At 64.1% G+C, this 14761-nt stretch carries 14 protein-coding genes; 11 read left to right on the forward strand and 3 right to left on the reverse strand.

Annotated elements, in window-relative coordinates; genetic code table 11:
* Positions 1–46: 46 nt before the first annotated feature.
* The 11 genes from WDS16_RS08020 (at position 47) to WDS16_RS08070 (ending at position 12656) form a co-directional block, all read left to right on the forward strand.
* On the forward strand, positions 47–601 hold the full coding sequence (locus tag WDS16_RS08020; RefSeq protein ID WP_338891853.1) for a hypothetical protein: 555 nt from the start codon (positions 47–49) through the stop codon (positions 599–601).
* 54 nt (positions 602–655) lie between these two features.
* Complete coding sequence (gene argC, locus WDS16_RS08025; RefSeq protein WP_338891854.1) at positions 656–1723, forward strand: N-acetyl-gamma-glutamyl-phosphate reductase; 1068 nt, start codon at positions 656–658, stop codon at positions 1721–1723.
* Positions 1720–2952: a bifunctional glutamate N-acetyltransferase/amino-acid acetyltransferase ArgJ gene (argJ, locus tag WDS16_RS08030; RefSeq protein WP_338891856.1), complete on the forward strand. Its 1233-nt coding sequence runs from the start codon at positions 1720–1722 to the stop codon at positions 2950–2952. The genes argC and argJ overlap by 4 nt, the downstream gene beginning before the upstream one ends.
* Positions 2949–3881 carry an acetylglutamate kinase gene (argB, locus tag WDS16_RS08035; RefSeq protein WP_338891857.1) on the forward strand — a complete coding sequence of 311 codons (933 nt, stop codon included), beginning with the start codon at positions 2949–2951 and terminating at the stop codon, positions 3879–3881. Before argJ ends, argB begins: the two co-directional genes overlap by 4 nt.
* Positions 3878–5077 carry an acetylornithine transaminase gene (locus WDS16_RS08040; protein WP_338891859.1) on the forward strand — a complete coding sequence of 400 codons (1200 nt, stop codon included), beginning with the start codon at positions 3878–3880 and terminating at the stop codon, positions 5075–5077. Before argB ends, WDS16_RS08040 begins: the two co-directional genes overlap by 4 nt.
* 5 nt (positions 5078–5082) lie before the next feature.
* Positions 5083–6018, forward strand: a complete 936-nt coding sequence (argF, locus tag WDS16_RS08045; protein WP_338891861.1) for an ornithine carbamoyltransferase — start codon at positions 5083–5085, stop codon at positions 6016–6018.
* Positions 6015–6530, forward strand: coding sequence for an arginine repressor (locus WDS16_RS08050; RefSeq protein WP_338891863.1), 516 nt, complete (start codon positions 6015–6017; stop codon positions 6528–6530). Before argF ends, WDS16_RS08050 begins: the two co-directional genes overlap by 4 nt.
* Before the next feature lie 41 nt (positions 6531–6571).
* Entirely contained in the window at positions 6572–7771 is a 1200-nt protein-coding gene (locus tag WDS16_RS08055) for an argininosuccinate synthase (RefSeq protein ID WP_338891864.1), read from the forward strand.
* Positions 7768–9207 (forward strand): argininosuccinate lyase, encoded by a 1440-nt coding sequence (gene argH / locus WDS16_RS08060; RefSeq protein WP_338891865.1) that lies wholly within the window; start codon positions 7768–7770, stop codon positions 9205–9207. The genes WDS16_RS08055 and argH overlap by 4 nt, the downstream gene beginning before the upstream one ends.
* A gap of 120 nt (positions 9208–9327) precedes the next feature.
* Complete coding sequence (locus WDS16_RS08065) at positions 9328–12348, forward strand: AMP-binding protein (RefSeq protein WP_338891867.1); 3021 nt, start codon at positions 9328–9330, stop codon at positions 12346–12348.
* A 101-nt stretch (positions 12349–12449) separates the two neighbouring features.
* Positions 12450–12656, forward strand: a complete 207-nt coding sequence (locus tag WDS16_RS08070; RefSeq protein ID WP_338891869.1) for a Trm112 family protein — start codon at positions 12450–12452, stop codon at positions 12654–12656.
* On the opposite strand, the gene WDS16_RS08075 is transcribed toward WDS16_RS08070, so the two are convergent.
* Genes WDS16_RS08075 through WDS16_RS08085 form a run of 3 tightly spaced genes read right to left on the reverse strand, consistent with a single transcriptional unit; the run spans position 12653 to position 14729 of the window.
* A complete protein-coding gene (locus WDS16_RS08075) occupies positions 12653–13249 on the reverse strand; it encodes a TetR family transcriptional regulator (protein WP_338891871.1) in 597 nt (198 codons plus the stop codon). The genes WDS16_RS08070 and WDS16_RS08075 overlap by 4 nt on opposite strands.
* Complete coding sequence (locus WDS16_RS08080; RefSeq protein ID WP_338891873.1) at positions 13246–14001, reverse strand: ABC transporter permease; 756 nt, start codon at positions 13999–14001, stop codon at positions 13246–13248. The genes WDS16_RS08075 and WDS16_RS08080 overlap by 4 nt, the downstream gene beginning before the upstream one ends.
* Positions 13998–14729 carry an ABC transporter ATP-binding protein gene (locus tag WDS16_RS08085; protein WP_338891874.1) on the reverse strand — a complete coding sequence of 244 codons (732 nt, stop codon included), beginning with the start codon at positions 14727–14729 and terminating at the stop codon, positions 13998–14000. The genes WDS16_RS08080 and WDS16_RS08085 overlap by 4 nt, the downstream gene beginning before the upstream one ends.
* Positions 14730–14761 lie beyond the last annotated feature (32 nt).

Here is a 14761-nt window from a genome sequence, read left to right on the forward strand (position 1 = left end):
AGTCCGTAGCCTGGGGGTAGACGCTTTCTACATTTCGGGAGGAAGTATGACTACGGACGATCGAACGGATGTTGCGGTACTGCGCGAGGTGCTGGCGTCGGTCAGTGGGCGCCCGGCGCTCGCGCCGGTTCACGCTGCGGCTGCGGCGTTGCTGGCCGACCTCGACACGGGGGGAACCACAATAGATCCGGCAGTGGTGCCGCCGGGCGACATCCCGGACGTCGATGTTCCGCAGACGACACGGCCACGAATCGATCAACCTCTGGGTGATCCTCCTCTGCGAGGAACACCGGGTGACCCGTCGCTGGGGATTCTCGACGCGGAACTCGTCGGCGACAGCAGTATCGATCAGGCGATCGGTGGGGGAGTCAGCTCGGGCATGTCCAATTACGAGTCGCCGACGGGCTTCACCGATCAAGGTGTCCCGACGTGGGACAGCGTCCGCGGAAAAGTCGAGAATCGCACCACTACTGCGCTCGGCCAAGAGGAACTCGACCATGGGACGCCCGCCGGCCGCACGCTCGACGATCAATGGAACGAGCGAGAGGCCGCCGGGCGGAAGAAGCTCGACGAGATCAGACGGTCGATGAAGGACCGCTGAGTTTCATGCACCCCGACAATGAATGAGCTTGCATCATGATGCATAATCAATCGTATGAACGCTGTGAATGATGACGCCGGGTCGTCTCCGCTTCGGATTGCGGTAGCCGGAGCGAGCGGATACGCGGGTGGCGAGATTCTGCGACTGTTGCTCGGTCATCCGGGCGTCCAGTCCGGGCGGCTCGTCATCGGCTCGCTCACCGCAGGCGGAAACGCGGGCGCCACGCTCGGTGAGTTTCATCCGCACCTGTTGCCACTCGCCGATCGGGTGCTCGGAGAAACGACTCTCGACGAGTTGAACGGCCACGACGTGGTGTTCCTGGGTCTTCCGCACGGCAAGTCCGCCGAGATCGCACAGCAGCTACCGGAGTCTGTGGTCATCATCGACTGCGGCGCCGACTTCCGCCTGTCCGACGCCTCTGCCTGGGAGAAGTACTACGGGTCGCCGCACGCAGGAACGTGGCCGTACGGACTGCCCGAGTTGCCGGGCCACCGTGACAAGCTCGTCGGCGCAACGCGTATCGCGGTTCCTGGCTGCTATCCGACGGTCGCAAGCCTTGCTCTGGCGCCGGCCATTGCCGCCGGAATCGTCGAACCCCGAGTGAACGTCGTCGCGGTCACCGGCACCTCGGGTGCCGGCCGGGCACCGAAGGCGGACCTCCTGGGTTCGGAGGTCATGGGATCGGTTCGCGCGTACGGAGTTGCGGGTGCACACCGACACAACCCCGAAATGGTGCAGAACCTCTCGGCGCTGTCACCGGAACCGGTGATCGTGTCGTTCATTCCTGTTCTCGCTCCGATGCCACGCGGCATCCTCGCCACCTGCACTGCGGTGACGACCGCGACGCGGGAGCAGGCTGTCGAGGTGTACGAAACAGCCTATGCGGCAGAGCCGTTCGTTCATGTCCTCGGCCCGGGTCGGCTGCCGCAGACGGGCGCGGTGATCGGATCGAACGCAGTGCAGTTGAGCGTATCCGTCGACACCGACGCGGGACTACTGGTCGTCGTCGCCGCGATCGACAATCTGACCAAGGGTACCGCCGGGGCGGCAGTCCAATCCATGAACCTTGCACTTGGCATACCCGAGACCGACGGTCTCTCGACAGTAGGAGTGGCACCGTGACCAGCGCTTTCCAGACCGCGGGGAACTCGCTTGCGGGCAAACTTGTTCGGACGCAAGGCGTCACGGCGCCTGCAGGTTTCCGCGGTGCAGGAATTGCAGCAGGCATCAAGGCAAGCGGCAAGTCGGATTTGGCGCTCGTGTTCAACGAGGGGCCGGACACTGCCGCTGCGGGCGTCTTCACTCGCAACAAAGTCAAGGCGGCGCCGGTGCTGTGGTCGCAGCAAGTGTTGAGTGCCGGAAAGCTTCGTGCGGTCGTCCTCAACTCCGGTGGAGCCAACGCGTGCACCGGTTCTGGCGGATTTCAGGACACACACCGCACGGCCGAAGAGGTGGCGACTGCACTGAGCAACTGGGGCACCGAGACCGGCGCCGGCGAGGTAGCCGTGTGCTCGACCGGCCTCATCGGTGACCGGCTGCCGATGGACAAGCTCCTTCCGGGTGTTACCGAGGTTGTCCACGAACTCGCCGGTGGAATCTCCGGCGGTACCGACGCCGCGTACGCGATCATGACGACCGATACGGTCCCGAAGCAGGCGGCCTTCCACCACGTGGACAAGTGGAACGTCGGCGGTATGGCCAAGGGTGCCGGGATGCTCGCACCGTCCCTCGCCACTATGTTGAGCGTCATCACCACCGACGCAGTGGCGACCGCAGACCAGCTCGACACCGCCCTGCGCAACGCGACGCGCCTGTCCTACGACCGTCTCGATGTCGACGGCGCAACGTCGACGAACGACACGGTGTTGCTGCTGTCGTCCGGTGCGTCCGGTGTAACGCCCAGCCAGGAAGACTTGAATGCCGCAGTTCTGGCTGTGTGCGACGACTTGGCCGATCAGATGATGGCCGACGCCGAGGGTGTTACGAAGCGGGTGCGGGTCATCGTCTCCGGCGCGGTGTCCGAGGACGATGCGCTGATCGGTGCACGGACCGTCGCGCGGGACAGTCTGGTCAAGACAGCGCTGTTCGGATCGGATCCCAACTGGGGCCGGGTGCTCGCGGCGATCGGAATCGCGCCCATCGAGCTCGATCCCGATCGAATCGCGGTCTCCTTCAACGGTAGTCCGGTCTGTGTCGACGGCGTCGGGGCGCCCGGTGCCCGTGAAGTCGATCTGTCCGGCGAGGACATCGAGGTAACCATCGATCTCGGTCTCGGCGACTTCACCGTGAGCATCAGGACCACCGATCTCTCGCACGCGTACGTCGAAGAGAATTCGGCGTACTCGTCGTGACGGAATCGAACCTCGCCGCGACCGAGAAGGCACATACTCTCGCTGCTGCACTGCCGTGGCTCCAGCGGCTGAGTGGCAAGATCGTCGTCGTGAAGTACGGCGGCAACGCCATGGTCGACGAAGACCTCAAGCGCGCCTTCGCTGCCGATATGGTGTTTCTGCGCACGGTGGGACTGCATCCGGTCGTCGTCCACGGCGGCGGCCCACAGATCACAGCGATGCTCGCCCGGCTCGGCATGACCGGCGAGTTCCGTGGTGGTTTCCGGGTCACGACGCCCGAGGTCATGGACATCGTCAGGATGGTCCTCTTCGGTCAGGTCGGTCGTGAACTCGTCGGCCTGATCAACAGTCACGGCCCGTACGCAGTAGGTATTTCGGGCGAGGATGCGCACTTGTTCACCGCGACTCGGCGTTCGGTGATGGTCGACGGCGCGGCGACGGACATCGGTCTGGTCGGCGACGTCACCTCGGTCAACCCGGACGCAGTTCTCGATTTGATCGGCGCAGGACGCATTCCGGTGGTGTCTACCATCGCTCCCGATGCCGACGGCGTCGTGCACAACATCAATGCCGACACCGCCGCGGCCGCCCTCGCGGAGGCGATCGGAGCCGAGAAGCTCGTCGTGCTCACCGATGTCGAAGGGCTCTACACCGATTGGCCGGACAGATCGTCGTTGGCGTCGGAAATCGACAGCAACACCCTCGCAGCACTGCTGCCGTCCCTCGACGCAGGCATGGTCCCCAAGATGGAGGCGTGCCTGCGAGCAGTGCAGGGTGGTGTCCCGTCCGCGCACGTCATCGACGGACGGGTTGCCCACTCGGTACTCGTCGAACTCTTCACCGGCGAAGGAATCGGCACGATGGTTTACCCCACCCAGCCGCCCGTGGTCCTGCCCACCCAACCCCAGACATCAGGAGTCTCTTCATGAGCGAGCACACCTCGACACTCGACCTCCAGTCCCGGTGGTCGAAATCGTTGATGGACAACTACGGTGTGCCGCGAGTCGCTCTCGTGCGCGGTGAGGGCGCGGTGGTGACCGATGCCGACGGCAAGCAATACCTGGACCTTCTCGCGGGCATCGCTGTGAACATCCTGGGTCACGCCCACCCCGCAGTCATCGACGCGGTGACGACCCAGCTGACGACGCTCGGTCATACGTCCAATTTGTACGCGACCGAGCCAGGTATCGCACTGGCCGAGCAGTTGCTGGCGCACCTCGGTGCGAGCGTGCACGGCCGAGTATTCCTGTGTAACTCCGGAACCGAGGCGAACGAGGCCGCGTTCAAGATCTCGCGCCTCACCGGCCGGACGAAGATCATCGCCGCCGAGAAGGCATTCCACGGGCGCACCATGGGCGCGCTTGCATTGACAGGCCAGGCGGACAAGCGAATACCGTTCGAGCCGATGCCCGCTGGCGTGCAGCACGTGCCTTACGGCGATGTTGCGGCACTCGAAGCTGCGGTCGATTCCGACACCGCGGCTGTGTTCCTCGAGCCGATCATGGGTGAAGGCGGCGTCGTGGTTCCGCCGGACGGTTACCTAGTGGCTGCCCGCGAGATCACCGCGCGTCACGGCGCCCTGCTGATTCTCGACGAGGTGCAGACCGGCATCGGGCGCACCGGCTGGTTCTACGCACACCAGGCAGTCGGCATCGTGCCGGACGTCATCACGCTCGCGAAGGGACTCGGCGGTGGACTGCCGATCGGGGCGTGCATCGGCATCGGTGAGGCTGCAAATCTGCTGCATCCGGGCAAGCACGGCACGACGTTCGGTGGGAACCCGGTGTGCGCGTCGGCAGCTCTTGCCGTGCTGCGGACCGTCGCGGACGAGGACCTGGTATCCCACGCGGACCGACTCGGCAAGGTCATCATCACCTCGATCGAGGATCTGAACCATCCACTCGTAGATCACGTTCGCGGAGCCGGTCTACTGCTCGGCGTCGTGCTGAACAAGAAGATCGCCGCGAAAGCCGAAACCACTGCACGTGATGCAGGGTTCCTGATCAACGCCGCCCAGCCCGACGTCCTACGCATAGCCCCGCCTCTCGTCCTGACGGAGGAGCAGGCGGCGTCGTTCGTCGCGGCATTGCCCGCAATTTTAGATTCTGCCGACGAAACGGATTGACCCCTATGGCACTGAAGAACTTCCTTCGCGACGACGATCTCACCCCGCAGCAGCAGGCCGAAGTTCTGGCTCTGGCAGCCGAACTCAAGCGTGCACCCTTCTCCAAGCGGCCGCTCGAAGGTCCGCAGGGCGTCGGGGTCATCTTCGAGAAGAACTCGACGCGGACACGATTCTCCTTCGAGATCGGGATCGCGCAGCTCGGTGGACACGCGGTCGTGGTCGACGGTCAGAGCACACAGCTCGGGCGGGAGGAGACACTGCAGGACACGGGCCGAGTGCTGTCACGGTACGTCGAGGCCGTGGTGTGGCGAACCTTCGGACAGAAGCGACTCGAACAGATGGCGACGGGCGCCACGGTCCCCATCGTCAACGCGTTGTCCAACGAGTTCCACCCGTGCCAGGTGCTCGCGGATCTGCAGACGTTGGCCGAGCGGAAGGGTGATCTGACGGGATTGAACCTCGCGTACTTCGGTGACGGTGCCAACAATATGGCGCATTCGCTTCTCCTCGGGGGAGTGACGGCAGGCGTCAACGTGACGATCGCAGCCCCGAAAGAGTTCGCGCCGCTGGGATTCGTGCTCGACGCGGCCAAGGCACGCGCAGCGGAGACCGGTGCGAGCATCACGATCACCGACGACCCGTACGACGCGGCCACCGGTGCCGATGCCCTCGTCACCGATACCTGGACCTCGATGGGACAGGAGAACGACGGCCTCGACCGAGTGGCTCCGTTCCGGCCGTACCGCATCGACACCGAATTGCTGTCGCGCGCCGCGGCTGATGTGGTTGTGCTGCACTGCCTTCCCGCGCATCGCGGCGAAGAGATAACGGACGAGGTCCTCGACGGTCCGCACAGCGTCGTGTGGGACGAGGCCGAGAACCGGTTGCACGCGCAGAAAGCTCTGTTGGTCTGGCTGCTCGAGCAGGCGCGTCGTCCGTGAGCGAGGAAGTGTCGTCGGTTCCGCTGACCGCGTCGACCCGGGCGGGGAGACAAGCACGCATCGTCACGTTGCTGTCGACTCACCAGGTGCGTAGTCAGCCGGAGCTCGCGACACTGCTTGCCTCGGAGGGAATCGATGTCACCCAGGCGACGCTGTCGCGTGATCTCGACGAGCTGGGTGCGGTGAAGTTGCGCGCAGCCGACGGGGGAGCCGGGGTGTACATCGTGCCGGAAGACGGCAACCCTGTCCGTGGAGTGTCCGGCGGTACCGACCGCTTGACCCGCTTGCTGGGAGAGTTGCTCGTATCGACCGATTTCAGCGGAAATCAGACAGTCCTGCGCACCCCGCCGGGTGCCGCCGGTTATCTGGCCAGTGCGCTCGATCGAGCCTCGCTTCGAGAAGTCGTCGGAACCATTGCCGGGGACGACACCATCCTCGTGATCGCCAGGGAACCGTTCACCGGCGGCGACTTGGCCGACAAGATCGAAAAACTGGCTCGACGCGCCGACTAGCGCGGCGACCGAACTTTTACCAACTAAGGAGTGCACACACCATGGCCGAACGCGTCGTTCTCGCCTACTCGGGCGGACTGGATGCTTCCGTCGCCATCAGCTGGATCGGCAAGGAGACCGGCAAGGAAGTCGTTGCCGTCGCGATCGATCTCGGCCAGGGCGGAGAGGACATGGAGGTCGTCCGCCAGCGCGCACTCGACTGTGGCGCCGTGGAGTCCGTCGTCGTCGACGCCCGCAACGAGTTCGCCGACGAGTACTGCCTTCCCACTATCCAGAACAACGCGCTCTACATGGACCGATACCCGTTGGTGTCGGCAATCAGCCGTCCGTTGATCGTCAAGCATCTCGTCGACGCGGCTCGCTCGCACGGCGGAACCGTCGTGGCTCACGGATGCACGGGCAAGGGCAACGACCAGGTGCGATTCGAGGTCGGCTTCAACACGCTCGCCCCTGAGCTCGACGTCCTCGCGCCGGTCCGCGACTACGCGTGGACACGCGAGAAGGCAATCGCGTTCGCCGAAGAGAACAAGATTCCGATCAACGTCAGCAAGAAGTCGCCGTTCTCGATCGACCAGAACGTGTGGGGACGGGCCGTCGAAACCGGGTTCCTGGAGGACCTGTGGAACGCCCCGACCAAGGACGTCTACGACTACACCCAGGATCCGACGGCCAACTGGCAGTCGCCCGACGAGTTGATCATCGGCTTCGACAAGGGTCGCCCAGTCAGCATCGACGGTCGTCCGGTGTCCGTGCTCGACGCGATCCAGGAGCTCAACACTCGTGCAGGCGCGCAGGGCGTCGGGCGCCTCGACGTCGTCGAGGACCGTCTCGTCGGCATCAAGAGCCGCGAAATCTACGAGGCTCCTGGTGCGATGGTGCTGATCCGTGCGCACGAAGAGCTCGAACATGTCACCCTCGAACGCGAGCTCGGCCGCTACAAACGCCACACCGACCAGAAGTGGGCCGAGTTGGTCTACGACGGTCTTTGGTACTCCCCGCTCAAGGGCGCTCTCGACACGTTCACCACGCACACCCAGGAGCACGTGTCCGGCGAGATTCGCCTTGCGCTCCACGCGGGCTCGATCATCGTCAACGGTCGGCGCAGCGAGGAATCGCTGTACGACTTCAATCTTGCGACCTACGACGAGGGCGACACGTTCGATCAGTCCTCGGCAAAGGGATTCGTCCAGCTTCACGGTCTGTCGTCGAAGATTGCGAAGAAGAGGGACCTGGGCCTGTGAGCGAGCAGCACGGAACCAACGAAGGATCGCTCTGGGGTGGTCGCTTCGCGTCCGGTCCCGCCGAGGCGATGGCAGCGCTGAGCAAGTCGACCCACTTCGATTGGGTACTCGCGCCCTACGACATCCGGGCATCCATGGCGCACGCACGCGTCCTCAACGGTGCGGGTCTGCTCACTGCGCAGGACCTCGAGACCATGCTCGACGGTCTCACGCGCCTCGCCGACGACGTCGCGTCCGGCGCGTTCGTCGCGGCCGAATCCGACGAGGATGTGCACGGGGCGCTCGAACGCGGCCTTATCGACCGGGTCGGCCCCGAGGTCGGTGGACGCTTGCGTGCGGGCCGCTCGCGCAACGATCAGGTAGCGACGCTGTTCCGCATGTGGCTGCGCGACGCGGTCCGTCGAGTCTCGGCCGGAGTACTCGACGTCGTCGACGCGTTGGCGACGCAAGCTGCCGCGCACCCGGCAGCAGTCATGCCCGGAAAGACTCACTCGCAGGCAGCACAGCCGGTTCTGCTTGCGCATCACCTGTTGGCACACACTCACCCCCTGCTACGTGATGTGCAGCGGTTCCAGGACTTCGACAAGCGAGCTGCTGTGTCGCCGTACGGTTCCGGAGCGCTGGCCGGTTCCTCACTCGGGCTCAGTCCGGAAAAGATCGCTGCCGAGCTCGGGTTCGATTCCTCCGCGGAGAACTCGATCGATGCCACGTCCTCGCGGGATTTCGCGGCCGAGGCGTCGTTCGTGCTGACGATGACTGCGGTCGACCTGTCGAGGCTTGCCGAGGAGATCGTGTCGTGGAGCACGCCCGAATACGGGTACGTCACCCTCGCCGACGCGTGGTCCACCGGCAGTTCGATCATGCCGCAGAAGAAGAACCCGGACGTCGCAGAACTGACTCGCGGCAAGACAGGGCGCTTGATCGGCAACCTCACAGGTCTGCTCGCGACGCTGAAGGCGCAGCCTTTGGCCTACAACAGGGACCTCCAGGAGGACAAGGAACCGGTCTTCGATTCGGTCGCGCAGCTGGAGTTGCTGTTGCCTGCGCTCGCCGGTCTGGTGGACACTCTCGAGTTCCATGTCGATCGGTTGGCCGAATTGGCTCCGGCGGGTTTCACTCTCGCGACGGACATTGCCGAGTGGATGGTGCGTCAGGGCATTGCGTTCCGAGTCGCGCACGAAGCGGCAGGCGCCTGCGTCAAGGTTGCGGAGGCGCGCGGTGTCGGACTCGACGAACTGACCGACGAGGAACTGGCCTCGATCGACCCGTCGTTGACACCCGACGTCCGCGAGGTGCTGACGGTCGAGGGATCGATTTCGTCCCGAGACTCTCGCGGCGGTACGGCCGCAGTGCAGGTGGCGCGCCAACTCGGCGGCGTGCGGTCCTCCGCGGAGGCTGCACGAGCCTGGCTTGCCACCGGTATTCCGGCACGCTGACGCACCAATAGATCAGGCTCACCGGATTCAGGTTCGGCGGTGTGAGAAGCTTCTGGCAACGCAGTGAATGGGCGGTCGGGAACCGGGCCGTGAACGCAGCGATCGAGCGCAGGAGTTGTAGTGGTTGGACTGAATGCAGACGCGGTCCGCGGACCGTTGCGGCGCGCCGTCGCGACTGCACAGAACGGTCTCGAGGTCATCCGTCTGGGTGGCCTCGAAACCGAGGTCGATCCTTCTCCCTTCAAGGTCGTCGATCGTGAGCCGATGTATCGGTTACGTCGGTACTTTGCCGACGAGAGCGAGGGCGTGTCCAAACCTCCGGTGGTGTTGGTTCCGCCGATGATGGTGTCGGCGGATGTCTACGACGTCACCACCGAGAACGGTGCTGCCGGCATTCTGCGGGACATGGGTCTGGATCCATGGGTGATCGACTTCGGGTCGCCCGACACCGAGGAAGGTGGATGGAGCCGCACGCTCGCCGATCACGTGGTCGCGATCAGCGAAGTCGTCGACAAGGTCCACGAACACACCGGACGCGACGTGCATCTGGGTGGATATTCTCAGGGCGGCATGTTCTGCTACCAGGCGGCCGCATATCGTGGTGGACGAAACCTGGCCAGTCTCATCACATTCGGTGCCCCGGTCGACACACTCGCTGCATTGCCGCTCGGGATTCCCGCCGGTGTCGCAACGCGGGGTGCGGAGTTCCTTGCCGATCACGTGTTCACCAGGCTCGCGGTGTCGGGTTGGATGGCGCGCACCGGTTTCCAGCTGCTCGATCCAGCAAAGACTGTGCGGTCGAGGCTCGATTTCCTCCGACAGTTGCACGACCGGGAAGCTCTCCTTCCTCGTGAACCGCAACGTCGGTTCCTTGCGCTCGACGGGTGGGTCGCATGGTCGGGTCCGGCAGTTGCCGAGTTGCTCAAACAATTCGTGGTGCACAACAGAATGATGACCGGCGGTTTCGTCATCAAGGACCGACTGTTGACGTTGTCCGATCTGACGGTGCCGGTGTTGGCGTTCGTCGGCGAGGTCGACGATATCGGGCAGCCACTCGCGGTTCGCGGAATCCGCCGCGCAGCCCCGCGTGCCGAGGTTTACGAAAGCACTTTGCGCGCAGGGCATTTCGGTCTCGTTGTCGGAAGCACCGCGACGGCGCAGACGTGGCCGACCACCGGCGAGTGGATTCGGTGGCGTGAAGGAATGGGTGAGCGACCTACCGCAGTACACGAGATGAGGTACGACGAGCACCCCGATTCGGAGAGCGGAGTGTCGGTCAGCAATCGAATCATCCACACGGCGGCGTCGATCGCGGAGGTCGGTGTCGGCGTCGGTCGTGGCCTCGCTGCTGCGGCGACGGGTGCGGTTCGCGGAACCCGGGAAATCTCTTCGGAGGCGGTTCGGACTCTGCCTCGTTTGGCGCGCCTCGGCCAGATGCAGCCACACTCGACCGTCTCGCTCGGACGGCTGATCGCTGAACAGGGCCGCAAGTCTCCTACGGGAGAGTGCTTCTTGTTCGACGACCGGGTGCATACGTACCAGGCCGTCAACGTCCGAATCGACAATGTGGTCAAGGGTTTGATTGCTTCGGGGGTAAGGCCGTCCGCTCGTATCGGAGTGCTGATGGAGACGCGGCCGAGCGCACTGGCTGCGGTCGCCGCGCTGTCGCGCATCGGCGCGATCGCGGTGTTGTTGCCCCCGGGCGGCGACCTCGACAGTGCGCTCGCGGTTCTCGATGTCGATACCGTGATCGCCGACCCGGAGAATCTGAAGTCCGCGACCCTCGTTGCCGCGAACGTTCTCGTCCTCGGCGGCGGTGACGCCCGGCAACTCGACATTCCCGGTGACTCGGATGTCATCGACCTCGAGGCGATCGACCCGGATTCGGTTCGACTCCCTGCATGGTTCACGCCGAATCCAGGCCGTGCCCGGGAGTTGGCGGTGGTGCTGTTCACCGCAACGGATCGCGGACTCGAACCTCGCTTCGTCACCAACCACCGGTGGGCGCTTTCGGCCTTCGGCACTGCAACTGCAGCAGCTCTCGGTGCCGGCGACACGGTGTACTGCCTGGCCCCACTTCATCATTCAGCAGGATTGCTCGTCAGCGTCGGTGGTGCACTTGCCGGAGGTTCGCGCATCGCGCTGTCCCGAGGACTCGATCCCGCGCGGTTCTCCGGTGAAGTGTCGCGCTACGGCGTCACGGTCATCAGCTACACGTGGGCAATGATGCAGGGCATCCTCGACGAAGAGCACCTCGATCTCGACCGCAGTCATCCGGTACGTCTGTTCATCGGCTCCGGAATGCCCGTCGGGTTGTGGAAGCGAACTCTTGAAAGGTTCGCTCCTGCACGTGTACTGGAGTTCTACGCATCGACCGAGAACGACGTGATTCTGGCCAACGTCGGCGGTTCGAAAGTCGGATCGAAAGGCCGCCCACTTCCCGGCAGCGCACGAGTTGCGTTGGCTGCGTACGACCCCATCTCCGGCAGGCTCGAAGAAGACGACAACGGTTTCGTGCGGATGTGCAGGGATGGCGAAGTCGGCCTTCTCCTCGGCCGCCCGAGCAGCGATGGCGAGGTCATGAGCCCGCTGATGCGTGGTGTGTTCGAACCGGGCGACTCGTGGGTGCCCACCGAGAATCTGTTCCGTCGGGACTCCGACGGTGATTACTGGCTTGTCGACCGCAAGGACACTGTCGTCAAGACCGCTCGCGGGCCTGTGTTCACGCAGCCGATCATCGATGCTCTCGGCGAACTCCCCACTGTGCAGTCGGTGGTCGTGTACGGAGTGGACATCGGAGGCGATTCCGGTGTGGCTCGGCGGCTCGACCACGCCGACGAGATTGCCGTGTGCGGCATCTCGGTGCGCGGAGGCAACACCTTGCCCGCCAAGACCGTCACCGACGCAGTCGCGGTGCTGCTTCCCGTGCAACGTCCTGACATTGTGCACATCGTCGACAGCATCCCGCTCGGACGCGCTTACCGCCCGCGCGCGTCCGCCCTGCAGAAGCAGGGGATTCCGGCCCCGAGCGCTCGTGCGTGGTACTACGACGCCACATCCAGTTCGTATCGTCGATTGACCAAAGCTGTTGCCGCAGAACGGTTCGGCAGGGTGGACGACAGTGCCGGTGGATCGGCCTGATTCCGGACTACTGGAGTCGGCTAGGTTGTGCTGATAGAGCTGTTCGATGCGGAGTCGGGTATCCGCCAAGACAGTGAACGGACGAAAAGAAGGATTTTGACGTGGCAATCGACAAGACACTCCTCGGCATTCTCGCGTGCCCGGTCGACAAGGGACCACTGCTGCTGGTGGAAAACGAGTTGCTCTACAACCCGCGTCTTCGCCGCGCGTATCCGATCGAGAACGGAATTCCGGTGCTGCTCACCGATGACGCGAGGGATGTCGATGACGCCGAGCACGAGTCGATCCTCGCGCGCGCCCAGTCCTAGGGAAGTTCGCCGGTGAGGTAGCGCTGCAGGGTCGGTGCCACCGACGCAACGATTTTCTCTGCCGGTGTCGATGCGAGTGGTTCCAGCTTCAGGATGTGTCGGGTGAGCAGGACCCCGGACATCTGGGATGCAACCAGGTTGACGCGGAGTTGGCCGGACCCGGCAGGGTGGTCGACGCGTTCGGCGATGTCCTTCAGGACGATGTGCATCAGGAACGTCCCGAGCAGGCTGGTGTCGCCCCCCGCGATCATGGCGCGAAATGCAGCGACGACAGCGTCTCCGGCCTCGGACTCCCACACTGCCAGCACAGCTGTGATGAGTGCCTCGCCCAGGTCTTCCGTGTTAGCTGCAAGCACCGGGCGGAGCACGACCGCTGGATCGGTGGGTAGTGCGATGCAGGCGACGAACAACTCTCGTTTGGTTCCGAAGTAGTGGTGAACCAGCGCTGAGTCCACGCCCGCTTCTGCGGCGACAGCCCGGACCGAGGTCTTGTCGAATCCTGTCGACGCAAAACGGGCTCGCGCGACAGACAGGATGGTCTCGCGGGTGCCGGGGCGTCCCGGTCTACGTCCGGTTCGGATCTGTTCGGTCACGGTGTGCGGCGTCGCAGTGTTGCGGCCGCTGCGCACAGCGCGACGACGGTGAATCCGAGTACGACCCCGATGTCGAGGCCCATCCGGGCCGTGAACTCGGGGTTCGAGGAGATCTGCTGCAGTGCATCTACCGCGTAGCTCAGGGGGAGTACGTTGCTGATCGCGTGCAACCAGTCGGGCATTTGGTCGCGGGGAACGAGCAGTCCGCATAGAAACAGCTGGGGCACGACGACGACGGGCATGAACTGAACGGCTTGGAATTCGGTGCGGGCGAACGCACTGCACAGCAGCCCGATTGCCACGCCGAGAACCGCATTCAGCACGGCAACGACGATGACCCATCCGATCGAACCGGCTGTGGACAAACCGAGTAGGCCGAACGCGACACCGCACGCGAGGACCCCCTGTAGCACTGCAGCTATCGAGAAGGCCGACGCGTAGCTCGCCAGGAGGTCCAGTTTGGACATGGGTGTCGTCAGCAGACGTTCGAGGGTCCCCGAGCTTCGCTCCCGCTGCATGGCTATCGACGTGATCAGGAACATCACCACGAACGGCAGGATGCCCAGCATGGTGATGGCGATTCGATCGAACAGGGGCGGACTACCCGGTGCCGTCGGGTAGTTCTGGTAGAGGAAATAGAGAAGCACCATCAGCAGGGATGGGACGAGAAGAATCATCGCGACGGTCCGTTGATCTTCCCGTAGCTGACGGAGGATTCGTCCGGTGCCCGCAGCATAGATCTGCATGGTCATGACGCGTTCTCCAAATTCTGCGTGGTTCGAATGAGCGTGAGGAATGCATGTTCGAGATTTGTTTCTCCGGTGCGCTTCAACAGTTCGTCGGGAGTGAGCTGGGCCAGCACGGAACCGTCGCGCATGAGGACCAGGTCCGCGCAGTGCTCGGCCTCTTCCATGACGTGGCTCGACACCAGAAGTGTGGTGCCGCTGCGGGCGATGTCCTCGAAACGCGCCCATAGTTCGGCTCTGAGCACGGGGTCGAGCCCGACTGTCGGTTCGTCCAGTACAAGTAGCTCGGGTTCGGCGACGAGGGCACTGGCCAAGGACACGCGTCCCAGCTGTCCGCCCGATAGTTGGCCGGCGAGCGAGCGCGCGTATTCCGTAAGGCCGACGGCCTCGATAGCGGAGGTCACCGATTGTGCGCCGCGGCCGTACATAGCGGCGAAATATCTGACGTTGTCGCGGACGGTGAGGTCGCGGTACACGCTCGGGGCCTGAGTCACGTAGCCGACTTTGTGTCGCAGTTCTTTCGTACCTGCCGTCGACCCCAGTACCGTCACGGTCCCCGACGCCACTTTCTGTGTTCCGACGATGGATCTCATCAACGTCGTTTTGCCGCACCCAGAGGGGCCGAGAAGTCCAGTGATGGTGCCCTGGGGGATGGACAGTTTCACGTTGTTCAGGACGGTGCGTCCACCTCGCTCGACAACGAGGGAATCGACTACGACGGCTCGGTCAGGCATGACGCTCTCCTAGGGAATTCATCAGTCGATGA

The sequence above is a fragment of the Rhodococcus sovatensis genome, assembly GCF_037327425.1.
GTDB classification, from domain to species: domain Bacteria; phylum Actinomycetota; class Actinomycetes; order Mycobacteriales; family Mycobacteriaceae; genus Rhodococcoides; species Rhodococcoides sovatense.

Bases quoted from the DNA above. Each gene is read 5' to 3' on its own strand.
- WDS16_RS08020 (WP_338891853.1), top strand. From the start codon at position 47: ATGACTACGGACGATCGAACGGATGTTGCGGTACTGCGCGAGGTGCTG.
- argC (WP_338891854.1), top strand. From the start codon at position 656: ATGAACGCTGTGAATGATGACGCCGGGTCGTCTCCGCTTCGGATTGCG.
- WDS16_RS08040 (WP_338891859.1), top strand. From the start codon at position 3,878: ATGAGCGAGCACACCTCGACACTCGACCTCCAGTCCCGGTGGTCGAAA.
- argF (WP_338891861.1), top strand. From the start codon at position 5,083: ATGGCACTGAAGAACTTCCTTCGCGACGACGATCTCACCCCGCAGCAG.
- WDS16_RS08055 (WP_338891864.1), top strand. From the start codon at position 6,572: ATGGCCGAACGCGTCGTTCTCGCCTACTCGGGCGGACTGGATGCTTCC.
- WDS16_RS08080 (WP_338891873.1), bottom strand. From the start codon at position 14,001: ATGACCATGCAGATCTATGCTGCGGGCACCGGACGAATCCTCCGTCAG.
- WDS16_RS08085 (WP_338891874.1), bottom strand. From the start codon at position 14,729: ATGCCTGACCGAGCCGTCGTAGTCGATTCCCTCGTTGTCGAGCGAGGT.